The organism is Bradyrhizobium sp. MI1.7 (assembly GCF_055811795.1).
The window spans coordinates 99,336-123,862 of the sequence record NZ_JBVVPO010000022.1 but is presented as its reverse complement, the minus strand read 5'-3'; the positions used below and the strand labels follow the sequence as shown (position 1 = coordinate 123,862).

Below are 24,527 nucleotides of genomic sequence, written 5' to 3'. Positions count from 1 at the left end.
CTTCCTCTTTCGATGTTCGAATACAAAACGCCGCTTCCGGAAACCGAGGCGGCGTTTTTGTTTGTGCGGTCGTCTTCAAAAGTACGCCGCGCTAGCCGAGCTCACGCGGTCCTGGCCATTGGCGTCGCGCGTTGCGATCGACAACACAGATCCGGCGGCAAGGTTCCTCGACAAGACGGTGATGCTCGGCCCGGCTTTGACGGTGGTCTGCGCCCGCAGAAGGCGATCGAATGAACTGCGTGCCTAACGACCGTTCTGGGTCAAACTGCGACTTGGCAGGGAGGGCAGCTTTTGGCGCGCAAACCGGACCTAGTCAGGAATGGATCTCTTAGCTGCCTCCCGAGGATCAGGCCACGGATAGGACTGCGATTGCACGATTGAGTTGAGGATCATCTAGACCCATGGAGCCCGGCTCGGCTTGGACCTCGATCGTGGGTGCGACGCCAACGCCTTCCAGCCGCTCGCCGTCGACCTCCACGTCCCCGACCGCGAGCAACAGCAAGCCGCCATCAATGAGAAATGCCGTCGCAGCGAGGACAGCTCCCTCGGTCCGGCTACCGATGACCTCGCCAAGCCGATATTTCTTGAAGCCATAGGCAAGGATTTCCTTGCCGCTGCGGGTGCCACCGTTGACAAGCATGGCGGCAGGCTTGCGCCACTTCACGTTCTCGAGTTCGCTGGCGCGATTGCGATCAGTGACCTGTATCGTCGGCGCTCGCGTGTTGAACAAATCAAGATATCCGGGGATCGCGCCGCCCCAGCCATCGCGCAAGTCCCAGATCAGTGCGTCGGCGCCGTTCAGGGGACTCTGCGATAGAAGATGCTCGAGCGTCCGCTGATACACGGAGCCGGCGTAGCACCAGACATGAACATAGCCGATGCTTCGGCCGTTGGCCGGTATTATACGGGCGCTGGCCTTCAAGCCGTCCAAGAACATCTTGTTGGGCTCAATTTCGACCGGAGTAACCGATATTTGCATAAACGCGCCGGCACGACGCAGCCCCAGCACAACTTCCTTGCCGACCTTGCCACGGAATGACTGTACCGGCTCAAACGGTGCACCATCGGCGAAGACGATCGCATCGCCAGCGAGCAGGCCGGCTTGTTGGGCTGGCGTGCCTTCTATAACACCGGTGATCATGTTGCGACCCTGCGTGTCGAGACGCGAGAGGATGCCAATGCCGGGATAGGAGATACGGCCATTCGGAAAAACACGTTCCAGTCCGCGCCGCCTTAACGCACCAGCAAAGATATCAGAAAGCTGGTAGTACTCTGGTTCGTAGTAGCGGGTGTGCGAAGCATGCAGCTCAGAGAGCATACTATTAATGACGCCGGCCAGCGCCTCTTCGGAACTCGCCCGCGCGGCGTCCGGCAAGTAACGTTCCCGGACGGCCGACCAATCGAGCCCGTCTAGGTGCGGATCGTAAAAACGATCTCGCACGGTCCGCCATACCTCCTCGAACGTGGCGATGCGTGCGGGCACGGCCTGGGATGTGGCCGAATCCGCTGCTTGTTGCTGCTCGGCCCACAACACCGTTGGAGTCAGAGCTGATGCCGCGGCCACTGACGTGAGCCGCAAAAAGCGGCGGCGCGACAGTGCTGAGTTGACTACCTTCTTCATCGTGCAACCTTGCGATGGAGCTCGTCGCTGTCTCGATAATCGGACATTCTCAGAGCCAGAGGGAATGTCTCAAACGGGCCGAAAGCGGCCATTGAACCGGATTTGAGGCCGCGCACGCCAATCCGCGCTTTTCGTTGGTTACGATCCACGTAGCCCAGCACGCCGCTGCAGTTCTGAGCGTTACCTCAACGCGCGTTGAAGGTGAGGCCGGCGCGCTCCTTTAGACGCTTGCGCAACGCCGGACCCATCAGCGCGCCCGGCGTCCAGGTGCCGCCCTCGCCCTGCACGTCGCGCACGAGGCAGAGAGCGCTCTCGGCGATCATCTTGCTGGTCGAGCCGTAGCCCGGATCGCGGTCGCCCGTGACGACCGCCTCGACCCGTCGGCCATCCGGCAGCTCGCCCAGGAAGAGGATGTCGTAGAAGCCCTTCGCGCGCTCTTCCCGAGTCGGGCCTGCACCGGGTTTGAGACCGCCGGTCCCGAGCAGGGAAAATATGGTGGCGAAGGTCTCCGTCGTCACGCGACCGATTTCCCCAAATCCGGGCGCGACCATCATCTCGTCGTAAACGAAGTCCGTGCCGTAGGGATGACCCAACAGGAAATTCGTGCGGTGTACGTTCTTGGTGTTGACCGGCGCCATGGGAAACGGCACGAGCCACACGTTCATGCTCGGGTCGTATTCGGGGATAAGGCCCGACGGCTGAGACGGCCCGGTGAACCCCGGTGTCAGCGCGAAGGGATCGGTCAGCAGCCGGATCAGGGCCGGGTCGCGCGCCGCGGCCGCCAACGTCGCCTGGGCGCTCGCTGCGGTGCCGCCCGACATGCCGCCTTTCACCTTGCGCAGGCGGGCTTTAACCCGCCGCGCCGGGCGTCCGAATTTCTCGCGCGCCTTCTCCTGCAACGTGAGCACGCCGAGATCGAACGGGATGGAATCGAAGCCGCAGGAGAAGACGATGCGCGCGCCGGTCCGTTTCGCCTCTTCGTGATGGGCGTCGATCATGCGCCGCATCCATGCCGGTTCGCCGCACAGATCGACATAGCTAGTGCCGGTGGCCGCGCAGGCCGCCACAAGCTCGGGGCCGTAAAGCTGATAAGGCCCGACCGTCGTGATAATCACGGCCGCACGCTCGCACATCGAACGTAGGCTGGCCGGTTCGCCGGCATCCGCTTTCACCAAAATCAAATCGTCTGGTGCGCCGATGTCGGCACGCACTTTCTGAAGCTTGTCGGTCGAGCGTCCCGCGATCGCCCAGGACGGAGCATCGTCGCCGCGATAGGACGTCGTCAGATATTCGGCGACGAGACGGCCGGTGTAACCCGTCGCGCCATAGACGATGAGGTCGAAGTCCCGCTTCACGACGCTGGTCCTCCTCGAACCCGGGAGAGCGTTACCCCTTACTCGGACCGGTCTTCCGCCGGCAGGATCGCACCAGCTTGCCTAGCGCGCTCATTCGATCACCTCGTCGGCGCGGGCCGAGCAGGCGCCTAAGAGGTGGGGATGCCAGGCCATTTTGTGCTGTCCCGGAGCCCGGCGAGGACACGAGGACGCGCAGTAAGTGCCACTAGAGGGGGCAGCCGCTTTCGTTGAACCGTCCCATCGCATTTGACGGAGGATACCACAGTTCCTGTCTTGGGGTGCGCAACGTCCGGTTGGAGTCAATACGCCATTTTGACCGCGGGCGAGCCACTTCCCGTCTCCCCTCGACAAGCGGACAGTTTCCGGGCCGGTTGGCGTGCCCCAAACGGGCCAACACCGGAAGAACTCAGGGTGAGCAAATCTGGTCCGAGCGCTCGACAGGAGTCGATCGGTGTCGCAAAAGCGACGCAGCACTGACGGGTCGGATTGTAGGAGCCGAAGCCTCGTGTTGCCCCGGAAGCAGACCTGAAGGAGAAGGGGCGAACGCGACTCCGGCAGCAGCCGCAGGGTCCTCGTGATGCCGCTAGTCAAATCGCACATGTGCAGCAAATGCTGCCGCACGCGGCGGTCTCAGATACGAAACCTGTTGACAGGGATCGGCTTCATTCGTCCTTCCATTTGATCGAGCAGCCAATAGACGCCTTTTGGTCAGCCGGCGCAAGACCGGTGGTCGTAATCGCGCGCATGGCCTCGACAAGCTCTCGGGGCGCCCCCGCGCGAGGCGGAGTCGCACGCCCTTCGTCGAGCCGGCCGCGATACTTGAGCTTGCGGTCGGCATTGTAACCGAAGAAGTCCGGCGTACAGACCGCCCCATACGCCCGAGCGACTGTCTGGGTCTCGTCGTGGAGATATGGAAACGGGAAATCATGAGCCCTCGCGAAACGCTTCATATTCTCAAACGAGTCTTCGGGATAGTTCGCCGCATCGTTCGAGCAAACCGCCGCAAAGCCTATGCTCTCCGACATCAGCACGCGGGCGTCCGAAACCATGCGGTCGATCACCGCTTTGACATAGGGACAATGGTTGCAGATGAAGACGACGACCGTGCCTTTTTCGCCCGCAACGTCGTCCAGTGCGTAAATCTTGCCGTCGGTGGCCGGAAGCTGGAACACGGGCGCCGGCGTATCAAGAACGACTTGGGTAGCTGCTGTCGCCATTTCGCACCTCCTTGTGCCCAAATATATGCTGACTACGGCCTGCTGGGGCACAGTTTCCAAAGCCTACTCGCCAGTCGCGTTGTTTTGGCCATATGTTAGCCATTTCCGGTCGCCCCTTAACAGCCGTCATTGGGACGAGCGCGGGATTTCGTCGGTGTAGGCCACGAACGGACGTTAGCAGCTCCAATGTCCCGACGCGTGGGGCTGCGACCATGATAAACTGCTGTCCAAAGTTTGTTCGCCCGGCGGCTCTGAATGATCGTCTCGACACTCACCGCCGGCCGCGCTCCTGCGATTTTTTTGCCGATCAGACAGGGCACCCGGGGCTCTTTCTCGGCGGCTGGGACGATCCCGCTCTCTGGCGTGAGGCCCGCAACTTCGCGAACAAGCTTGGTCCGGATCGCTGCCTGGAATTTTTCGCGATCTTTGATCGTCATGATGAAGGCGCCCGGCCCTCCGATCACGCAGTCCTCGTAATAGAGATCGAGGTTCTCGATATCGGTCGTCGAGAGGGATGGCTCCTTCACCATGATCGGGAGGCCGTTGATGATGATGCCTTTCTCCAGGGCAGCGTCGCGCGCGCCGGTTACGGGGGCTCCGTCGTTGTTCGGCCCATCGCCGGAAATGTCGATGACGCGCCGCAACCCGCGATACGGATTCTTTTCGAACAGCTGCAGTGCGAAATTAATCGCACCGGAAATTGAGGTCGCACGGCCGCGACCTCATGTGCCGCTAATGCAAGCCACCGCCCGCGCGGACTTGCGGGCTAGGCTTTCTGTTGGCGCTGGCGGCGTGCTGTTTACACCTCCAGAAATTCCTCGCCGACGAAAGGGCCCACGCCGATCTGGCCGATCGCCTGGACATGTTTTGCACTGCGAGACCAGGACATTCGACCTACCGCAGGCTTCGCGACGATCTCTTCGGGCATGTAGCGTTTTTGCCGTTTGTAGTCCTCCTTGAGGCCCAACACATACCTCAAGTCGGATCACTTCCAGGAGGTGGATAAGTGTGGCATTCGCAAGGACCAGCAGGATATTATAAATTCCGACATTCGCGCTCAGGAATAATGGTTCGAACGGACAAAGCGGCGCGGCTCCTGGCGCGGTTCATTCTATTCAAGGGAGACCAGCGTGGGCACAGCGATTCGTAGCAGCGGAATGATCCGCGAGGCCTCTCGGCTCGCCGCAGCCGGCGAGCTCGGAAATTCGGATGTCATTCGACTCTTGCAGATTCCTCATAGCAAAGAGGACGTTCAAGAAGTCCTTCGCACCTTCGAGCAGCAACTGTCCCGAGAAGCGAAGAGCAAGTTGACTTTGGACGCGTTCGTGCCGCCACCGTCCGATATCGATAATGAGCGGTACGAACCACTCTTCGACAAGTACATCATCACGGGCAAGACCTATACGACCGCCAGCGGCGCAGTCGTGCCGAATGAGCTTCAGTATTATAACGGTCAAATGGTGCACCTCTACGGCGAGTGCTCCAATGTACCTCTCGTGAATGCCGCATTGGCCGGCAGTGGCTACAGGCCGATAATCTTGAAGTACGCGGACGGCAGGCACGCGGCTGTCGCACAGCTCTGGTCGAATAAGTTCACCGACACCTCGATCCGGCCGTATGCCGCCATGTTCATAGTGGTTGCTGCCGTGGCGGACAACGCTCCCGAAAGCCATGCGTCCCTGAGGGCGGCCTCCAACGGCTCATCGAGCGTGCTTGTGATGCTTGATGGATCGTTCGATCCCGCAATGGCGGTGTATGAGAACGAAGCGCGGATGTACATGTTCCGACTGCTCGATACAACCCAGGTTGCGATCGACGTCGGCCGTGAGCGCATGGGTACCGACAAGCGGCCCGGGACCATCGATATGGCGTGCATCGGTCGCCGGCTCCACTTGTCGATCAAAGACCAGCACAGACGTGGCGTCGTCCAGGGAGACCTGGCGCTTACCGGGGATCCGACGGCATACGAGTCAGTGGTAGCTCAGGCGGCCAAAACAGCCGGCGTCACGCTGCAGGCGCTTCCGCGCGGTGCCGAATGCGTCTACCCGGCGGTCGCGCGCATCGGGCAGGGGTCGGTCGTTTGCTGGCAGTGGCGAAGCGATGTCGCCCCTCGGCTGCAACCGGTGATGCCAGGATCTTTGCACTTCGACCGGAGCTCGGAGGAAGGTCGGACCCTTCTCGCATGGGGCTTCACGCCCAAAGTGCTGGGTTTTTTTCCCAAGGTGCGGGGGGTGATCACCGGCCTGGCGGATCAGACCCCGCGTTGCGCCCGCGACAGTTCGGCTGCATGCGAGGGAATGGCAAACGCCGGCTCGCGCCTTCGTTGGGGGGCATCCGAAGAGGCCGCCTCTGCCCCATTCCGCTTGGCTTGGAATACGAGCTTCCTCGGATCATTGAAGGTGGTGCTCCGCAAAGAATTGGTCGGCCCAATGTCCGACGGCCTCCGGGTCAATTGGCACATCACGGAAGGGACCTTCGTTGGGCCGGGTCACGATGCCGTCGTGTTACCCGGCGCGGCGGACTGGATGCATATCCGCCCGGATGGAATTGCGATCGTCAACGTCCGGGCGTGTTTCGAGACGCGGGACCGTGTTCGCGTGTACGGCGCCTACGGCGGGGTCGCCGATTTTGGTCCCGACGGCTACGCTCGGGCGCTGCGCGGTGAGTATGACCAGCAAATCTCCGCCGTGGTCACACCGACATATGAGACTGCGGATCCGAGGCTCGAATGGCTCAATCGCGTCCAGTGCATCGGTGTGGGGAAGGTGGACATGAGCGCGCTTCGCGCGCAGTTCGACATGTACGTGGTGCGGGTGGGGGAGCGAGCACAAGAGGCGTCCAGCGCTGCAGCACAGTCACCGATACCGGAGCAGATCATCACCGCGGTTGAACGTTTTCGCGCCGCGATTCCTGCCAATTTCGATCCGATCTACGTCGAGAAAGTCGTCATACCGTTCTTCCTGACGAACGTTTACGAAGGGGAGCGGCCCCTTTTGCCAATGATTGACCTTAATTTCAGTAAGGAGAATGCACTCCCTCGTGATCGTTTTGGTCTCATCTATCGTGACTGGAAACCGACCCCTGAGGAGGGCGTGATGGTTTTCCTGCAAGGTCTCGAGAAGCGGGGTCAGAATAATCTTCGCAAGCGAATCTATTTTTCGGCGGTGACGCCCGATCTCTATAAGCCGATGTACCGCGCCAAAGTTACAGCTTTCTTTGACAAGCTCTTAGATCAGAAATTCGCTGACAGGCCATTCATGCAGCATTACCTCGACCACTATTTCGACCTCTATTGGGACCTTCACCTTGGACTTGTTGGCAGCGATATTCCCCGTGAGGTTCGTGAAATAGGAGAGGCGTTCAATACGGTCTTTGCCTATCGGGATCCGTTGCTGCCAGTTACCTACCAAAACTATATGAAGGTTCGTGAGCTTCAGGATTTTCTCAAATCGTGGATCGGCAAACGCATCGACGATATCCAATCGGGCAAAATCAAAAATCCCGAGAGAACCATGGCTTGGCATTGGCTGAAGAATGCCCAGGACGGCGGTCATTTCAGCAAGAAGGACATGGTCATTGAGTGCCTCCACGATTTCGTCGCGCTAAGCCAATGGGGCAATGCGATTTTCCGGGTCATGTCGCTCCTGTCGGAAGACCGCGGCGACCAGGCCGTGCGAGCATCATTTCAGAAAACAATGAGCGGAAATTTCGACACTGCCGGAGGTGCGTCTTTCTCGCCACTTGAGCTATTCGTAATGGAATTGTTTCGCGTGATTTCGCCGAACGGTGGCAGCGTCTCCGCCATCCATGATGCGAGATTAAGCGTCCGCGGGGAGGCTCCGCAGCAAAAGCTCGGCATGCCGTTTGAAAGAGACAGCTATGTATCCACGCCGCATGCCAGCACCAGCCTGGATCCGGTTCACTGGACGGATCCGAATACGTTCGATCCGCAACGATATCTCCGCGTCCCGACCAGCGCGCAGATCAACGATGACAAGTGTCGGCAAATCGGCCTGGCACGGTGCCCGTTCGACATCACCAATTTCAAGGTCAAGGACGGACGAAACGCCCATATTACAAATAGCGGCTTCGGCACCTTATTTGTCGTTGCGGACGAACGAAGCTACCCGGTTTGTGACTATGCCGGCTTTGCTCCGTTCGGCTTTGGATACCGACGATGTGCGGGTGAACAACTGACAATTCTCGTATTTGAGGATTTTTTGCGAAAGGTCTGGCGCGACAAGATCGTGTTTCGGAAGCTTGATCTGGCAAATCCTGCTCGCGTACCAGTCGGACTGGACGCGGTGATCCAAGACGATATCGGGTTCTACAGATCCGCCTTGCGATAGCGTATCGCGCCGCTGGCACGCGGTTTTTAGCCGTCGCAAGCGGACTGGCGCCGGCGTGGGGAGATCCAGCAGGTCGCCAACTACCGGCAGCAGCCCCTGTCCTGTACACGCAATACAATATAGTCTATTAGACAGAACCAGAATGCGAAGTCGGTCGAGCAAATGCCAGGCAAATGCTATGGATCGAAAAGCGCGGTCGAGGACTCGGGGCTCTCTCCCCCGGGGGCGTCGCCGCTGTCGCGTTTGCCGGGACTTGCCGATGCGGCTGGCGTCCAAACCGGGGCGGCCCAAAAGCGCGGCCTTCTTCGACAGCCTTCTGACGCGCTTCAATCGGTACGCCAAAACGCTGCGCGCTCGGGAGACTCCTCGGTGCGGCAGGCGGCGCCTTGCGCCCCCCCCTTGGTGACCAATCCCGGCGATCTCATTGCGCGCGCACTCGAAATCCTCGCCGAGGAAGACGAAGCATGGCGGATGCGCAGGGGTCTCGATCTCACGCCGCGGAGCGTCCCGTGAATTCCCCGTCGCGCGGATTCGTCAATAGACGGCCGTGCGTTTTTGCGGAAGCTGCGGCAAAGCCCTCACCTATTCCGGCGTGTGACCGGTTTCTTCCGGCGCCTTCCCTGACGCTGCAAACGGATGAAGCTCAAGCTAAGGCAGCATGCATGCCTTCGATGCAGCGCGCACGGGACGGCTCGGAGCTGCGATGGGGCGAGGCGGATACGCCCGTGCCCGCTGCAGTGATTTCTCCGGGAACCCCGGCATCGGTCACGGTAGCGGTCTCTCCAGTGCGGCCGGGTCACGCTGTCACGGTAGAGTACCGGGTGAACGGAGGCCCGGTCCGCCAGGCAATCGGGCAATCCGCGCCGCGCGTCCACGGTGCGAACGGTCGGCTATTCCGGGCGCTCCTGCCGGGCCAATCCGGCGGAACGGTGGAGTTTCTGCCGGTGCTTGGCTTTGCCGGCCAGCCGATCTCTCCGCGCCTACGGGAGTCCGCCAAATGTCCCCGGTATCAGGTGGGTTGCGGAGCGGCCCCGGTCGAGACCGCTGCTCTACCTGCGGGCGAGCCTCGCTGGGACTGGGATGCCACGTTCCTCTGGGCCGGCACGGTGGCCATCCGTACGGAGGTAATAGGCGTTATGCCGGATGGACTGCGGGTCAACTTGCACGTCACGGAAGGACGCTTCGTTGGGCCGCGCTTCGAGGGGATCGTCCGGCCCGGCGGGATCAACTGGCTGCGCATCCGCAAGGACGGTGTTGGAATAGTCAATGTGACGGAGTGTCTGCAGACGCGGTCTGGTGCGCGGATCGACTGCTTGTATGATGGCATCCTCGACCTGGGTGCGGACGGCTACGCACGTGCCATCCGCGGCGACTTCGGTATACTGCCGCCGTTCGTTCTTGCTCCGACCTACGCGACCGCTGACAAAGAACTCGCTTGGCTCAACCGCGCCCAGTGTATTGGCGTTGGCAGGGTGGACATGAAGAAGCTGCGCGCCGCGTACGACATATACGTCGTAACAGCGGGGGCCGCAAAACATGTGGAGTGAAGACTCAATAGAAGCCGCACTCGTGGAGTGCGCGCCAACGGTGTTCTGAGCTCAAGATATTTGCGTTCGTGCGCAAGGACGAACGACATCTCGTTCCCGATGTATTAAATTAGGGGGGCCTTTGAGATGACAACCGATAACCCGCAAGTGCCTTGGACCGACGAGCAGTGGGCTCGCGTCAACAAAGTCGTTCAAGAGGAAGCTAGCCGCGTACGGATCGCGGCGACGTTCCTTCCGCTGCTTGGACCGCTGCCCGGAGATACCGACTTCGTGAGGGAGGAAGTTGTCCAGGTTGCTCCGCGGCCATTACGTATCCAGGACAGGGATGTCATCCAGTTGGCGACCTTACAGGTAAGAGTGTCCGTGCGGGGTGCGCAGATGGCCGATCCGGAGATGACCAGCGTGCTGGCCTTATTCCGGCGCGCTGCCAACGTACTGGCTCGTCTTGAGGACGCCGTCGTCTTCAGGGGATTGGTGCCAGACCCGGCATTCCTGGGACAGGATAGGTTTGCCCCTCCCATAAATGTCGGCCCACGGCAAAGGCTCTGGGAAATCACCGGCGGGGGGGTAAGCCGTGGACTTTGGACAAACTCAGCCGCCGTTCAGGCGCAGCAGGTTAATATTCAATTGCAGCAGCCAGACAGAGACGCGCGGCTGGTGGCCGGGATAGCCGACGCCATTGGCCGCCTGGAAGAGCGGGGCCACTTCGGACCGTTCGCGGTGGTTCTTGACCAGCAGATGTTTCTCGTCGCTCAGTCGCCAACGGAAGCTCTTGTATTGCCGCAAGATCGCATCCTCCCGTTCCTGGGCGGCGGTCCGCTGCTCCGCTCGTCCACGCTTGACGTCGCTCCCGGTCTGCGGTCCGGCGTGGTTGTGGCGCTTGGCGGCGAGCCAGTCGAGCTAGTCATCGCCACAGATTTATGCGTCCAGTTCCTGCAGGTCACAGCCGAGCCGAATTTCGTCTTCCGTGTGTGCGAGAAGATGGCGCTGCGCATCAAGGAACCCGATGCGATCATACGGCTGACGGCATAGGCGCCACGAAATTTCGAGGCACCGTAGCGATTGAGATTTTCCGATGATCGCGGCGTGTACGGAGAAATGTCTCGGGGTCGCTTGATCGCTACTTCACCTCGGCAAAAGACTAGGGAGGAGATGCAAATGAAAATCCCAATAGACATTGAAGTTTTGAAATCTGTCCTTCGGATCGATGACGAGGCCGCCCAGCAGAAAATTAATCAAACCAAAGCAGTGAGCGTCGATGATGAACCTCCAATCGTATCGAAGCGCCAGAAAGACGAGTTCACTGTGGAAGCGTCGACCAACCGCAGTGACGGTGTATCGGTCATTAATTTACTTGACGAGCACGGGGGGATCATCACTCCCCTCGCAGTTGATCTGAAAACAGGAAAATTCCGTCAACTTGAGCCAGACCCCAAACCCGCGGCTTCCGCTAAGGCCAATCCGCAGGCCGATCCAGGGCGCGACCTTGGGCTCGCGCTGCAGATCGGTAACAGGACTGCGGTCACAGCGTTTTTGAAACATCATCCCAAGGGGTTCTACGCCGACCTGGCAAAGGCTCAGCTTGAGAAGATCGAGACCGAGGAAGCCGCAGCCAAGAAACCGTGAGCTTTTCTACTTGGTCAAATACAGATGGCTGCTGACGTACGTTTGGCAACTTTGGGTGAATGAAGCTCATGCTTGAAAGGGCTCGGGAGATCGTCGAAACTGATCCGATGTATCGCGTCCCGCGCGCTCGGTGACGCCTCCAAAGCTGGCTAAAAGTCGGACTAAGTGGTCATGGCTCGGTGAAGCATGCCTACTAGGGTTATCGTCTTGGGCGGTGGTGTCGCCGGCATGAGTGCCGCGCACGAGTTGGTCGAGCGCGGCTTTGATGTCGTGGTGCTCGAGAGTGGCGATATTGCGGGAGGCAAGGCCCGCAGCATTCCCGTCTTCCACGAGGGCGAGGACACCAGCGGACATCAGGTCGCCGATGGCGCTGGGAGTTCGGTTCAGCATCGGGTGCCCGGCGAGCATGGGTTTCGATTCTTCCCAGGTTTCTACAAGCACGTAATCGAGACAATGCGCCGCATACCGTCGTTTGACGGGAGCAAGGTTGCGGATCACCTGGTGCCGACCACGCGACTGGAGTTCACGCAATACGACGAGCCCCCGTTCGTCGTACCCGCCGGCTTTCCGCTCTCGCCCCGCGATGCCGGCACCATGTTGCGGGACATCCTGCTGTTGTTCGAACACTCCACTGGCCTCACACCCGACGATCTGGCATTCTTCGGTGCGCGCGTCTGGCAGATACTCACTTCGTGCCACCAGCGCCGGCTCGCAGAATACGAGCGCACGAGCTGGTGGGAGTTCGTCGGCGCCGAGCAGCGGTCGGAGTCATACCAGAAGTTCCTCGCCACCGGCATTACGCGCTCGCTGGTGGCGTCCAAAGCGCGCAAGGCCAGCGCGCGCACCATCGGCGACATCTTTGTGCAGCTGGTGCTCACGATCCTGAACCCGATCGCGGGATCGACTGATCGCGTGCTCGATGGGCCAACGAATCTCGTCTGGATCGACCCGTGGCTTGCGTATCTCGAATCGAGAGGGGTGCGGTACGTCAAGAACGCGCGGGTCGAGGAGATCCTTTACGAGAACGGACGGATCACCGGCGTCGTCGCTCGCCAGCAGGGCCAGCAAGGTCAGCGCATCATGGTGCATGGCGACCACTACGTGGCGGCGCTCCCGCTCGAGGACATCGCCCCCCTGGTGAGCGACCGCCTGGCGGCAGCCGACCCGACGCTCGCCAACCTGCGCGCGCTGGCTCCGAACCTGGAGTGGATGAACGGCGTGCAGTTCTATCTGCACCGCGCGGTGCCGTCGGCGCACGGGCACGTGATTCACATCGACACCGAATGGGCGCTCACGAGCATCTCGCAGCTTCAGTTCTGGCGTGATGTGCCGTCTGAGCTGTTCCGAGACAGCGATGTGCACGGCATCCTCTCGGTCGATCTTTCTGATTGGACGGCGCCGGGATCGGACGGACGCCCAGCCATGCGGTGCTCGCGTGAAGAGGTGGTGCGCGAGACATGGAATCAACTCAAGCGCTCGCTCAATGATGCCGGTGATGAGGTGCTGCGCGATGAGGATTTGCATTCGTGGTTCCTCAGCGCAAACATTGAGAACGATCCCGCACGCCCGGGCTGGCTACGGAATTCCGAGCCGCTTCTGGTGAACCAAGTCGAAACCTGGGCCTTGCGTCCCGAGGCGACCACCGCCATTCCAAACCTTTTTCTGGCGTCGGACTACGTTCGCACGCATACCGACCTCGCGACGATGGAGGCAGCCAATGAGGCAGCTCGGCGCGCAGTGAATGGCCTGCTTGACGCCGTGAAATTCGACGGAAGCCGCTGTGAGCTGTGGCCGCTGCACGAACCTGAAATCCTCCTGCCATGGCGGCTGCACGATGCTGCGCGATACCAGGCCGGCCTGCCGTGGGACGCTTCACTCGCGCAGGTAGCTGCCCACGCCTTACGCGGTGCGTCGCCGCTGCTGGAGCTGGCGAGCTCCCTGCTCGAGCAGGTATCGCCGTTCACCCATGCCGTCGCCGACACGCTCGACTCGCACAGTGCCGCCGCGGATGATGTCGGCGCGCTTGATGCGGTCGACCCGGCGACGATGGCGCGCCGCTTGGTTGATGTGCCCACCCTGCAGGATGCGTTGATCAAGGTCGCGGATACTGTGCCATTGGCCGGCGAGATCGTAGGCCCGGCCGGCTTTCTGGACCGCCTGGTGTGGTATCGCGACATGCTGGCCGATATGCTCACAGAAGGTGTACCGACGTGGGAACCGCAGCGCCACCTGTATGGGCTCGTGACGGATTTCATGGGCCGGTCAGGCAAGGGCCTTCGTCCTGCCCTCTGCATCGCGACCGCGAGAGCGCTGGGCGGCCGCGCGGAGGATGCGTTTCCTGCCGCCGCCGGCCTGGAAATGCTGCACAATGCATTTCTCGTGCACGACGATATTGAAGACGGTAGCGACTGGCGGCGTGGCGTTGCGACAATGCATCGTCGTGCCGGGATTCCAATTGCCGTGAACACTGGCGATTCCATGAACGCACTCGCTATGCGCCTTTTCCGCAAGACCGGCGAGCGGCTCGGCCCGGTGACGGCGCTGCGCATCTTCGACGAAGTCGATCACATGGTCGTCGAGACCTTGGAGGGGCAGGCCAACGAACTAGGATGGGTACGAGACAATGATCTCACAGTTACGACAGACGATTATCTGCGGCTCGTGCTCAAGAAAACGGCCTGGTACAGCTTCATTCACCCCATGCGGATTGGTGCACTCGTTGCCAACGGCGAGGACCAGAATCTCGGTCGATTTGATCGGTTTGGCTATCTGCTTGGACTGGCTTTCCAGATCACCGACGATGTTCTTAACCTGGTTGGCGACATTGGGCGTTACGGCAAGGAGATCGACGGAGATCTCTGGGAAGGCAAACGGACGCTTCTGCTCGCGCACGCCCTGGGTCGGGCGAATCCCACTGACCGTGCGTGGATTAGCACCTTTCTGGCGCGGCCCCGCGAGCGACGTTTGCCGCGTGAAGTGCTGAGGCTACATCAGATCATCGCGGAGGGCGGGAGCATCCCATGGGCGCAGCGAGCGGCAGCCGAATTTGCAGAGGCTGCAGCGCGCGAATTCCACAACTCGGCGTTCGCCGGTGTGCCTGCAGGTCCAGACCTCGAATGGCTGCGCACTTGCATAAACTTCCTGACCCAGCGCGACGCGTAATCGGGTTCAGGTTGGAATGAATGGGGACATCGTAACCCGATTGCTCTTAGATCCCTTGATTGAGTCCCGCCAGGAAAGCTGCATCTGCGCGCGACCGCGGCACAGCCGTCCTACTGCAATTTTCCAGGGTTATAGTAGGTTGTCGCGGAACGTCTGCGCGACAACGTTCGGCAGCACCGGAGAATCGTATGGAGCGCCTCAGCAAGCCAATCGATGCGGACATCCCGTTGCTTGAGAAAAGCGCTGATCAGCTCGGCTATGTGGTGCCCGATCTTGAGCAAGCCATCAAGAGCTGGATAGACCAGGGTATCGGGCCCTGGCTCACGGTTGGTCCGGTGGTGGTCACTGATAACAAGTATCTGGAGAGGCCCTCACGCCCGCTGATCATGTTCGGATTCTGCCAGGTCGGCGGGGTGCAGCTGGAGCTTATTCAGCCGCTCGACAATGAGCCGTCAAGCTGGCGCGCCTTCCTTGCGGCCGGAAGGAGCGGTCTTCAGCACTGCGGTTTTTGCGTCGAGCCGCACGATTATCAGCGGTCCGTCGCGCAGACCAAGGCGTGTGGCGCGACGATCCAGCAGATGATGTCTTTTTCGGGCGCCCGCTTCACCTATTTTTCCCTGCCTGCTCGCGCCGGTCCTCTGATGGAACGAATTCGTCTTGGAGAGGTGGCGCCTGAAAAAGCTAATGCAGTGCGCAATTCCATCGCGGGGGGGTGCGAGATCGTAGAACTGATCGAGTTCCAGCCCCGTATCCGCGAGATGTTCGCAAAAGTTACGCAAGCAGCGGCCACTTGGGACGGCAAGGCCAGGCCCGTTCGTCACCTGATAGGGCCTGTCGCAAAGGCAGCAATCGGTTCGCACTTGCTCCGAACTATGCGATTCCGGTGATGTATTTTCGTGGCGGCGCGACGCACGGTATGTGGCGGCATGCTCGCCTTTGACGGCGGCGCATTGGCCTTGATCGCGATCCGCTGCACCGGCATCACGCCGAACGAGCGCGGCCGGTTTGCGAGGCTTGGCGGCCAAGCTCGATCCGCCGACATCGCGCGGCGATCCTTTGAAATCGATGGTTGCGGTCATGGCGGCGTCGATGCGCGCGCCTGTTCGAGCGATCAATTGCGCGACGTTTCGCTGCTCTCGCTCATGCCTTGAGCTGCTCCAGCAGCGATTTGGCCTCCTTCAAGTCCAGCGTGTCGAAACCCTCGGTGAACCAACCATAGACCGGGGCGAGAATATCGTGGGCCTGCTGTCGTTTGCCCTGATCGTACCACAGCCGCGCCATGCTCACAGCCGCACGCAGTTCCCAGGACTTTGCCTGCTGCTGACGAGCGACCGCCAGCGCATGTTCGAAATATTCTTCCGCTTTCGTTGCGTTTGGGTTGGGCGACGATAGCTCGATTTCGCCTGCCATGCGCTTGATCTCGGCCTCAAACCAACTTTCCTTGGTTGTTTCTACCTGGGTCATCGCTTCGCGAATGCAGTCCCGTGCATCATCGAAGTGGTCGAGTTCAGCATGAGCGCCCGCCAGATACGACAAGCAGAATGGCACTAGCGCTGTTGCCGCCGTTGACCGACGTGCTCTGATACCCGAGTCGATCACATGGACCGCGTCTGAGGCCTTCCCAGTGAGGGCCAAGACGCAACCTTGGACCACCATTCCGAGCGACCCCCAAAACAATGAACCTCTCTCGTCTGCCAGGGGGACAAGTTCATTAGCTTCGGCGCTTGCTGCCGCATAGTTTCCGCAGCAGATATGGGTAAAGGATGTATGGAACAGGGCATACATCAAAGTGGCTGCTTGGCCGATCTCGCGCGCTTCCTTGAGCGCCTGTTCAGCGTCTCTGCCTGCAGCCTCGGGGAAGCCAAGAAGCCATAGAGCCCAGGACCGATAGGATAGGGCTGCGACCCTAATGTCCTGGCCAAATCGAGCCGCCAGCGTACGATGCTCGGCGGGTTCGTAGATCGCGATCGCCTGATCGTAATGTGCCAGACTTTCTGCAAGGACGCCCGTACACGTCAGAGACGTAGCCATAATACGATGCCCAAGCATGAGCGGAACCATCGTTCCCTGCTTCTCGGCAAGCGCCAAGCACTCTGTCGCAAGGTCGAGGAGAGCGTCGCTTTTGAACTTTATATAGTTCGTGACCCAGAACCCATAGAGGACTGAAAACAGGAGCAACGGGTCTTCAGGGGGCTCTCCGAGTGACTCCGCTTGCTCGATGAAGGCGCGGGCTCGATCGAGAGATGCGATAGTCTCAGGGGCCGCGTGGCCCTTGGTGTTCATCAAGGCATTCACAAGCGCGACCTCCAGTTTGATCTGGTCGCCACGCAGCGCTGGTGTGCCCGGCAGCGTCGCAATCTGTGAAAGAGCGCGGATTAGCTGAACCGTCGCCTCTACTAGCGCTGAACGCGCTAGCGACCGCTGTCCCGCCTTGCCCCATAAGGCCGCCGCCCTCTCGATCAGCCCGGCCTCAGTGCAGTGATGTGCTAGCCGTTCCGGCTGGCTCTCGGCTGTTTCGGCGAATTGGCTTTCAATTGCTTCGGCAATGCGTGCATGGAGCGCGCGGCGGGGCTGGCGCAGCAACGTGCTATAGGACGCGTCCCGCACCAAAGCATGCTTGAATAGGTAAGTTGCATTCGGCGGCGAGCCTAACCTGAAAAGCAAACCAGCCTTTATGAGACGGTTCAGCACTGATCCCAGTTCCGCCGCTGGCACGCGCACCACCGCCGCCAGGAGAGCATGCGAAAACTCCCGGCCGATCGCCGCGCCAATCTGTGCCACTTCTTTGGCGGGGCCGAGCCGGTCGAGCCGCGACATCAATGAGGCGTGCAAACTTGCGGGGACTGCCCAGGCCGGGGACGGAATGACGGCAATCGTGCGTTCGACTGCGCCGTGGCCCTCCGCCTCCAGCACTGCCTTCGTCATCTCCTCCACGAACAGGGGGACGCCATCGGTACGTTCGATGATGTCCTGCCTGATGCCCGCCGGCAGCAGCTTGCTGCCGACTACGCCGTCGATCATGGCGCCGACTTGGTGTTTCGTCAGCCGATTGATCGTCATGGCGGTCACGTGCTGCCGCCCGATCCAGGGCGGATCGAATTCCGGGCGGAATATCACAATCATTAGCGCGCGAAGGGTCTCAATCCTGGCCACGATCCGGCCGAAAGCTTCTAGGCTCGTAGGATCGGTCCAATGCGCATCCTCAAAGATTATCAAGACTGGGCTTTGCCGTGTAAGCGCTTCTAATTGTGAGATGAGCGCTTCGAATGTTCGCTGCCTGTGCTGCTGCGGGGTCAATTTGAGGGCGGGATAGCGTCCATCATTCGGAAGCGACAGCATCTCGGCAAAGAGCGAAGCGTCCCCGATCGAGGTCGAGGTCTGAGCGAGCAGGGTATCAAGCTTGTCGAGCCTCGCGTGCAGTGTATCGTCGTGCGCCAGCCCGGCGGCACGTTCCATCTGCCCGATGATCGGATATAGCGCGCTGTCGGTGTGCTGCGGCGAGCAGACATAGCGCAAACGCGTATGCGGCTCTCCGGCGAGTCGTTCCAGAAGCGCGGCAGTGAGACGCGACTTGCCGATCCCAGCCTCACCGGCGATCAGGACCGCCTGGCCTTCACCTGTCTTTGCCCTGGCCCAACGCTGTAGAAGCAATTCGAGTTCTTCCTCCCGCCCGACGAGGGCAGTCAGGCCAGTTGCGTGTAGCGCCTCGAAGCGGCTCTCCACGGAGCTCGCCCGCAACGCCACCCAGGCCCGCGTTGGCGCGGCGATGCCCTTGAGGTCCTGCGGCCGGAGGTCTTGTAGCTCGAAGAGGTTTCCGAGCAGCCTTCGGGTGCCTTCGGCGATGACAACCGTGCTCGGCTCAGCGATCCCCTGCAGACGAGACGCCAGGTTCGGCGTCTCGCCCACCACCCCGCGTTCCTGGGCCTCGCCGGCACCAACGAGATCGCCAACCACGACCAAGCCTGTCGCGACCCCGATACGCACCCGGAGCGGCTCCTGGATACCCAGATTGCCGATCGCCTCGATGATCGCCAGTCCTGCGCGGACGGCACGCTCGGCATCATCCTCATGAGCGTGGGGATAGCCGAAATAGATGAGCACCCCATCGCCCATGTACCTGGCCACGAAGCCGTCGAACCGGGCGACCGTCTCCGCGACGCACTTATGATAAGCGCCGATTACCGAACGCAGATCCTCTGGGTCGAGCGTGGTCGAGAGCGCGGTCGAGCCAACGAGGTCGGTGAACATCACCGTCAGTTGGCGACGCTCGGCGTCGTCTCGCCGAGTTGGCTCGATATCCACGAGTGCAGAAGGTGCCGTTACGGCAGCCGAGACGTTGCTGAGATCGCGGATCGCATGCAGCATTTTCAACCGGTGGCCGAGCGAAACGCCAAGGTCTTTGAGATGTTGGTCGGTCAAGTCGGGGAGAACGGCCATATCAATGTCGTTCTCGGCGAACCTCTGCGCATACTCGGACATGCCGAGCTTTTTGAGCCAGTCCGCAATTTGTTGCACCGCGGTCACCGTGATCCGTGCGTCGCCTATCTAAGTGTTGGCCCGACGACTACAGAAAGAGATTACACAAGAAAGACCGCGAAAGCACGTCCTCACGGGCGCGGAATCGCGATACCAATCGAGCCCTGAATGCCCGCCCTGTGCGCTAGCGATTGGTATAGAGGACCAACAAATCAATGCATGACGTACCGACGCTCGACATGGAGCAGGCCCGGGCGCTATTCCGACAGTTTGTCGAATCCGTGCCCGCGCGGACCTCGGACCAGCGAATTGCTGATCGATGCGCTGGCGAAGATCGCCTGCCCGGGCCCCCCGGCAAAATTGATTTGCCGCTCGGGGCACCGGACCGTTCTCTGGAAGTCGACGACCTTGCTTCACGCAGTCGATGCAGATGAACACCGCATCGATCCAAGAGCGCAACTGCGTCCGCCCACACCCGCCGCAGTAGCGAACATGTTGCCCGCTAGACTAGGCAAATCCGCCGAGGCGCTTGGCGATGCGGTGCGGATGGCAAGTGATTTTGCTCAGCGCGTCGACATTGTCGAGCGCTGGGTCGGGTCGATGCTCGAAAGCGGCACGCAGGACTGCGCGATCGGCCTCTCGTCCCGGATGATGGTCGCCGCCGGCGGCCGCGCGCGGATCAAGGACTGTGTTGCAAAATCCGGCCTTAGCCAGTCAATTCCAGCGCCGGTTTGCGACGCAAGTCGGAATGGCACCAAAGCTGTTCGCACGCACCATCCGGTTCGACCGGGCGCTGGCGTCTCGTCGCAATACCCCGAGCCGTCGAGCCTCTGGTCCGTTATTTGCGCAATGATCTGAAGGCTGCGCGTACCTCATCTGAAAACAGCTTCGGCTCCTCCCAGGCGGCGAAATGTCCGCCACGTTCGACCTCGCTGAAGTAGGCGAGGCCGGGGTACATAATCTCGACCCAACTTCGGGGCGCAGCAAAGATTTCGCCGGGGAACGTCGAAAATCCCACGGGAACCGCGACCGCAGGAGGAGACTTGCCGGCCGCACGGGCTGCGGCCTGTCCGGCCTCCCAGTACCACCGTGCGGCCGAGGCCCCAGTGCCCGTCAGCCAGTACAGCGTGATGTTGTCGAGGATGCTGTCCCGGGTGAGATTGCCCGCGGGCTTACCCTCCACGAACGCTTGGGAAATCTTGTAGTAGCTGTCCGTGTCATGGTCGAGCATCCAGCTCGCGAGCCCGAGGGGTGAATTCAGCAGGGAGTAGCCGATCGTCTGTGGCCGCGTCGACTGCTCTAGGAAGTAGCCAAAGCCACTCGCCCTAAACGTCGCGGCCGCCTTCTGCGCCGCGCGTTCCTTCTCGGATTCTGCGGGCAGCTTGTCGGACATTGCCGCCACACCCGCGAGCAAGTTGACGTGGATGCCGAGAAGTCCCTTGGGTGCCTGGCGCCCCATCGCATCCGTTACTGCCGCTCCTACGTCGCCACCCTGGGCGACGTAGCGCGTGTAGCCGAGGCGATCCATTAGCCCCGTCCACGCACGCGCGATGCGCGCGGCGTCCCATCCGAGTTCGGTCGGCTCACCCGAGAAGCCGTAGCCTGGCAAGGACGGCAGCACCAGGTGGAATGCATCGTCGGGAGTGCCACCATACTTGGTCGGGTCAGTCAGGGGACCGACGGTATCGAGGAGTTCGATGACCGAGCCAGGCCAGCCGTGCGTCATGATCAGCGGCAGCGCGTTCTCATGCCGGGACTTGACGTGGATGAAATGGATCTTCACCCCGTCGATCACGGTCGTGAACTGTGGCAACGCGTTCAGCCGTGCCTCGCACTTGCGCCAGTCGTACTCAGTCGACCAGTAGCGGGCGAGCGCCCGCAGCGTCGCCAGTTGCACACCCTGCGACCGATCCTCAACGAGCTCTTTGGTGGGCCAGCGCGTGGACGCGAGGCGCCGGCGGAGATTAGCGAGGTCTTCACCCCGGACATTGACGCGGAAGGGAAGAATTGCGTCGGCTTTGGTCGTACCAAACGGGGACCCTCCTTGCTTCGATTGCGCGCGTGCGGCGACGAAATGTATTGGCAGCAAGCTGACGGCACCAGTTGCGACTGACCCTGCGAGGAGGCTGCGCCGGGTGGGTGAAGAGGAGATTGCAGTCATGTTCGGCCTCCTTGTTTACAAGCCCGCTCCTAGACTAGTGAACTGCGATGCGTCGCTCTGACCCACAAAAGGTTGGCCGAGACATAGGCCCGGTAGGCTCGCACATAGTCGCGGAACTCTCGAACCCACTCACGCACAGGGCTCTAACGCCTGATGTTTGCCGCTCGCCTTGACGATTTTACTCTACTTGCGAACGGCACGCCGCCAAATTCAGCGATCCTTGCTCGGCGCAGCTTGTTGAACCAGGGCCCCAGCGCTCGGCCATCGAAGTGATCCGCGATTAGCGCGCGACCTCCCTGTGATGCCCCAGGTTCGTCGGCATGGTAGTCAGCGAAAGTGAACTCACGGTCGGTATTGGCCCGAACGCGAAGCCCTGGAATCGAATCGGACCCAATTTGGCGCGACAAAGCGAGCGAAGGCTGGTGGGCCCGGCAGGACTCGAACCTGCAACCAGACCGTTATGAGCGGCCGGCTCTAACCATTGAGCTACAGGCCCCGCCGCGGGACGGCCGCGGATGTGCGGCCAGCAACGGTGCGCGGTTCGTTTACAGGGATGGAGGCGGGGGTGCAATGCTGGCTCCGGCGGACGGAAACCCCTGGCGCAGCATTGCCGGTGATTTTTGAATTACCGAAATTGACGATGGTGCCCTTATGCTCCTGTTTTGCCCGACGAGTCAAATCGGCTCGCGAAGGCCCTTTTTTCGCTTCCGTAACCCATTGTGATTACGTGGCTTTTCTACTGTGCATGGGGTTGTTTTCGCACATTGTGATTCCGGAGGGGCCTGCAGGTCCCTCCGAATGCTTTGCTGGCGCGCTACGGGCGCCGCGCAGGGCCACCCCTAGTCCACCGAAACCCCGGCGAACTCCACCACCTTCTTCCACTTCTCGGTCTCGTCGGCGACCAGCTTGCCGAACTCGGCTGATGTCATCGGCTTCGGGATGCCGCCGTTCTCGGTCAGCCGCGCGATGACCTTCGGGTCCTTGAGGACTTCGCCGACGGCCTTGTTGAGGATCTCGATCACTTCGGGCGGCGTGCCCTTCGGCGCGGAGATGCCGTAGAAGCCGACCGATTCGAAGCCCGGCACGGTCTCGGCGATCGCCGGCACGTCGGGCACGGTTGGCCAGCGCTGCGGCGAGGTGACGCCGAGGGCGCGGACAGTGCCGCCGCGCGACTGCTCGAGCGCGGAGGGGAGGTTGTCGAAGATCAGCTGCACCTTGTTGGAGATGATGTCGGGGAAGGCGATCGCGGAGCCGCGATAGGGCACGTGCACCATGTCGCATTTGGTCATCACCTTGAACAGCTCCGCCGACATGTGCACCGAGGTGCCGTTGCCGGACGAGGCAAAGGAGATCTTGCCGGGATTGGCCTTGCAGTAGTCGATGAACTCCTGAACCGTCTTCACCGGCATCGCATTGGAGACGACCAGCATGTTGGTGAGCTGCATGATGCTCGCGACCGGCACGGTGTCGCGCAGGAAGTCGTAAGGCAGCTTCTTGTAGAGCGAGGTCGAGATCGCGTTGTTGGGCGCGACGAACAACAGCGTATAGCCGTCGGGGGCCGCGTTGATCGCGGCGGCGGCCGCGATGTTGCCGCCGGAGCCGGCGCGGTTCTCGACGATGAATTGCTGGCCGAGGCGATCCGAGAGCGCTTGCGCCATGATCCGCGCCACGATGTCAACGGGGCCGCCGGCGGCGAAGCCGATCATCCAGTGCACGGGGCGGTCGGGGTAGCCGGCGGCGGAGGCGGGAGGGGAGGCGTTGAGGAGAGTTGAAAGAAACAGCAGCCCAAAAACAGTGTTACGCAAAATTCGCAACATGACGTCTCCCATTGTTCTATTGTCGTTGGGCTGCATGCTTTCACAAAAACCGCCCGCTGCCTACATCGCCGCAAGTCGATGTTGACGCGGGGCGGCCGGGACTCATCATGAGATTCGCAATCACAATTCTTCTCGGCGCGGCGCTGCTCGCAAATCCACTCGCAAGCCCCGCCGATGCTCAAACCGGAGGCAAGGCCATTCCGACCACCACACTCAGCCTGGGCACCGCGACGCCCGGCGGCGGCTTTCCGCTCTATGGCAACGCCTTTGCGGAAGCGATGAACGCGGCCGATCCGCAAATCACCATCGCGCCCCGCAACACCAAGGGCAGCAACGAGAACATTCCGCTGCTGGAGACGGGCAAGCTCGATCTCGCACTGGTCGCGGGCGAGCCGGCCTATGAGGCGTTTGCCGGCATCGGCCGCGTGCCTGTGCGGTTGAAGATACTCACCGCGATCTATTCCAACCCCGGCATGTTCGTGGTGCAGGCGGACAGTCCGTACAAGACCATTCGCGATCTCGTCGGCCAGCCCGTCGCGTTCGGCGCCAAAGGCTCGGGCCTGCCGATCCTGGCGCGCTACGTGCTCGATGGCCTCGGCCTGAAGCAGGACGAGGATTTCAAGGCGATCTATCTCGACCGCGCCGGCGATGGCCCCGCGATGGTCGAGGATGGCCGCGTCGCCGCGTTGTGGGGTGCCGGCATCGGCTGGCCCGGCTTTGCCGCGGTGGCATCGAGTGCGTCAGGCGCGCGCTTCATTGCGCCGACCGCTGAGGAGATCACGCGCATTCGCGCCAAGCATGCGTTCCTGAAGCCGCTCACCGTGCCGGCCGGCTCCTATCCGAAGCAGGCCGAGCCGATCGCCTCGCTCGGCTCGTGGAGTTTCGTCCTCACGCGCGAAGACCTGCCCGATGACGTCGCCTATCGTCTCGCCAAGACGCTGCACGGCGCCGAGGCGGCGTTCTGCAAGCAGCTCGCGCAGGCCTGCGAGACCACGGCGTCGAACACGGTCGCGGCGGCGCCGAAGCCGGAGCTGATCCATCCAGGCGTGAAAAAATACTTCCGCGAAATTGGTGTCATGAAATAGGACACGACTGCATCGACAATCGTCGTGCCCGGGCTTGTCCCGGGCATCCACGTTCTTGGCGCCGTACGAAAGATCGTGGATGGCCGGGACAAGCCCGGCCATGACGACGAC

The 24,527-nt window shown here is 61.3% G+C and carries 17 protein-coding genes, 1 tRNA gene and 1 pseudogene; 10 read left to right on the top strand and 9 right to left on the bottom strand.

Annotated features, from left to right (window positions below):
• Positions 1-234, top strand: a 234-nt coding sequence (locus tag AC0L3X_RS21255; RefSeq protein WP_473316718.1) for a hypothetical protein, incomplete at its 5' end; no start/stop codon positions are given.
• Between the two features lie 112 nt (positions 235-346).
• Here AC0L3X_RS21255 and AC0L3X_RS21250 read toward each other — a convergent pair.
• The 5 genes and pseudogenes from AC0L3X_RS21250 to AC0L3X_RS21230 all read right to left on the bottom strand — a co-directional run bounded on the left by AC0L3X_RS21250 (position 347) and on the right by AC0L3X_RS21230 (position 5,160).
• A complete protein-coding gene (locus AC0L3X_RS21250) occupies positions 347-1,621 on the bottom strand; it encodes a S41 family peptidase (RefSeq protein ID WP_354095959.1) in 1,275 nt (424 codons plus the stop codon).
• A 185-nt stretch (positions 1,622-1,806) separates the two neighbouring features.
• A complete protein-coding gene (locus AC0L3X_RS21245; protein WP_063985284.1) occupies positions 1,807-2,976 on the bottom strand; it encodes a saccharopine dehydrogenase family protein in 1,170 nt (389 codons plus the stop codon).
• 662 nt (positions 2,977-3,638) lie between these two features.
• The gene (locus AC0L3X_RS21240; RefSeq protein WP_063985283.1) at positions 3,639-4,193 is read right to left on the bottom strand and encodes a thioredoxin family protein; all 555 of its coding nucleotides are present in this window, start codon (positions 4,191-4,193) and stop codon (positions 3,639-3,641) included.
• A 293-nt stretch (positions 4,194-4,486) separates the two neighbouring features.
• Positions 4,487-4,912, bottom strand: a pseudogene (locus tag AC0L3X_RS21235) (DUF1194 domain-containing protein); the annotation flags it as partial.
• A gap of 80 nt (positions 4,913-4,992) precedes the next feature.
• Complete coding sequence (locus AC0L3X_RS21230) at positions 4,993-5,160, bottom strand: hypothetical protein (RefSeq protein WP_187387807.1); 168 nt, start codon at positions 5,158-5,160, stop codon at positions 4,993-4,995.
• Between the two features lie 163 nt (positions 5,161-5,323).
• Between AC0L3X_RS21230 and AC0L3X_RS21225 the strand changes: the two genes are divergently transcribed.
• From AC0L3X_RS21225 to AC0L3X_RS21195, 7 genes are all read left to right on the top strand, one after another.
• Positions 5,324-8,542 (top strand): DUF3237 family protein, encoded by a 3,219-nt coding sequence (locus tag AC0L3X_RS21225; protein ID WP_187387806.1) that lies wholly within the window; start codon positions 5,324-5,326, stop codon positions 8,540-8,542.
• Between the two features lie 464 nt (positions 8,543-9,006).
• Positions 9,007-10,089, top strand: coding sequence for a DUF3237 domain-containing protein (locus AC0L3X_RS21220; RefSeq protein WP_084795288.1), 1,083 nt, complete (start codon positions 9,007-9,009; stop codon positions 10,087-10,089).
• Between the two features lie 126 nt (positions 10,090-10,215).
• Positions 10,216-11,121: an encapsulin gene (locus tag AC0L3X_RS21215; protein ID WP_063985281.1), complete on the top strand. Its 906-nt coding sequence runs from the start codon at positions 10,216-10,218 to the stop codon at positions 11,119-11,121.
• A 126-nt stretch (positions 11,122-11,247) separates the two neighbouring features.
• Complete coding sequence (locus tag AC0L3X_RS21210; RefSeq protein ID WP_187387804.1) at positions 11,248-11,715, top strand: hypothetical protein; 468 nt, start codon at positions 11,248-11,250, stop codon at positions 11,713-11,715.
• A gap of 186 nt (positions 11,716-11,901) precedes the next feature.
• Positions 11,902-14,877 (top strand): FAD-dependent oxidoreductase, encoded by a 2,976-nt coding sequence (locus tag AC0L3X_RS21205; RefSeq protein WP_084795287.1) that lies wholly within the window; start codon positions 11,902-11,904, stop codon positions 14,875-14,877.
• Positions 14,878-15,065: 188 nt separating this feature from the next.
• On the top strand, positions 15,066-15,764 hold the full coding sequence (locus AC0L3X_RS21200; RefSeq protein ID WP_063985278.1) for a VOC family protein: 699 nt from the start codon (positions 15,066-15,068) through the stop codon (positions 15,762-15,764).
• Between the two features lie 9 nt (positions 15,765-15,773).
• A complete protein-coding gene (locus AC0L3X_RS21195) occupies positions 15,774-16,028 on the top strand; it encodes a hypothetical protein (protein WP_231144284.1) in 255 nt (84 codons plus the stop codon).
• Here the strand turns inward: AC0L3X_RS21195 and AC0L3X_RS21190 are convergent.
• Entirely contained in the window at positions 16,018-19,401 is a 3,384-nt protein-coding gene (locus AC0L3X_RS21190) for an adenylate/guanylate cyclase domain-containing protein (protein ID WP_084795286.1), read from the bottom strand. The two genes, AC0L3X_RS21195 and AC0L3X_RS21190, sit on opposite strands and share 11 nt — an antisense overlap.
• A 261-nt stretch (positions 19,402-19,662) precedes the next feature.
• Here AC0L3X_RS21190 and AC0L3X_RS21185 point away from each other — a divergent pair, with 261 nt between their 5' ends.
• Positions 19,663-20,211, top strand: coding sequence for a hypothetical protein (locus AC0L3X_RS21185; protein WP_187387803.1), 549 nt, complete (start codon positions 19,663-19,665; stop codon positions 20,209-20,211).
• Here the strand turns inward: AC0L3X_RS21185 and AC0L3X_RS21180 are convergent.
• From AC0L3X_RS21180 to AC0L3X_RS21170, 3 genes are all read right to left on the bottom strand, one after another.
• Positions 20,192-21,514, bottom strand: a complete 1,323-nt coding sequence (locus AC0L3X_RS21180) for an epoxide hydrolase family protein (RefSeq protein ID WP_231144285.1) — start codon at positions 21,512-21,514, stop codon at positions 20,192-20,194. The genes AC0L3X_RS21185 and AC0L3X_RS21180 overlap by 20 nt on opposite strands.
• A gap of 420 nt (positions 21,515-21,934) precedes the next feature.
• Positions 21,935-22,010: transfer RNA gene (locus tag AC0L3X_RS21175), tRNA-Ile, on the bottom strand.
• 343 nt (positions 22,011-22,353) lie between these two features.
• Positions 22,354-23,331: a Bug family tripartite tricarboxylate transporter substrate binding protein gene (locus AC0L3X_RS21170; RefSeq protein WP_063986651.1), complete on the bottom strand. Its 978-nt coding sequence runs from the start codon at positions 23,329-23,331 to the stop codon at positions 22,354-22,356.
• A 107-nt stretch (positions 23,332-23,438) separates the two neighbouring features.
• On the opposite strand from AC0L3X_RS21170, the gene AC0L3X_RS21165 reads away from it, so the two are divergent.
• Entirely contained in the window at positions 23,439-24,416 is a 978-nt protein-coding gene (locus AC0L3X_RS21165; protein ID WP_063985275.1) for a TAXI family TRAP transporter solute-binding subunit, read from the top strand.
• Positions 24,417-24,527 lie beyond the last annotated feature (111 nt).

What these genes read in the sequence shown, in the direction of transcription:
- AC0L3X_RS21240 (WP_063985283.1), bottom strand. Translation starts at nt 4,193, where the DNA reads ATGGCGACAGCAGCTACCCAAGTCGTTCTTGATACGCCGGCGCCCGTG.
- AC0L3X_RS21215 (WP_063985281.1), top strand. Translation starts at nt 10,216, where the DNA reads ATGACAACCGATAACCCGCAAGTGCCTTGGACCGACGAGCAGTGGGCT.
- AC0L3X_RS21170 (WP_063986651.1), bottom strand. Translation starts at nt 23,331, where the DNA reads ATGTTGCGAATTTTGCGTAACACTGTTTTTGGGCTGCTGTTTCTTTCA.
- AC0L3X_RS21180 (WP_231144285.1), bottom strand. Translation starts at nt 21,514, where the DNA reads ATGACTGCAATCTCCTCTTCACCCACCCGGCGCAGCCTCCTCGCAGGG.
- AC0L3X_RS21250 (WP_354095959.1), bottom strand. Translation starts at nt 1,621, where the DNA reads ATGAAGAAGGTAGTCAACTCAGCACTGTCGCGCCGCCGCTTTTTGCGG.
- AC0L3X_RS21220 (WP_084795288.1), top strand. Translation starts at nt 9,007, where the DNA reads ATGGCGGATGCGCAGGGGTCTCGATCTCACGCCGCGGAGCGTCCCGTG.
- AC0L3X_RS21210 (WP_187387804.1), top strand. Translation starts at nt 11,248, where the DNA reads ATGAAAATCCCAATAGACATTGAAGTTTTGAAATCTGTCCTTCGGATC.
- AC0L3X_RS21200 (WP_063985278.1), top strand. Translation starts at nt 15,066, where the DNA reads ATGGAGCGCCTCAGCAAGCCAATCGATGCGGACATCCCGTTGCTTGAG.
- AC0L3X_RS21165 (WP_063985275.1), top strand. Translation starts at nt 23,439, where the DNA reads ATGAGATTCGCAATCACAATTCTTCTCGGCGCGGCGCTGCTCGCAAAT.
- AC0L3X_RS21205 (WP_084795287.1), top strand. Translation starts at nt 11,902, where the DNA reads ATGCCTACTAGGGTTATCGTCTTGGGCGGTGGTGTCGCCGGCATGAGT.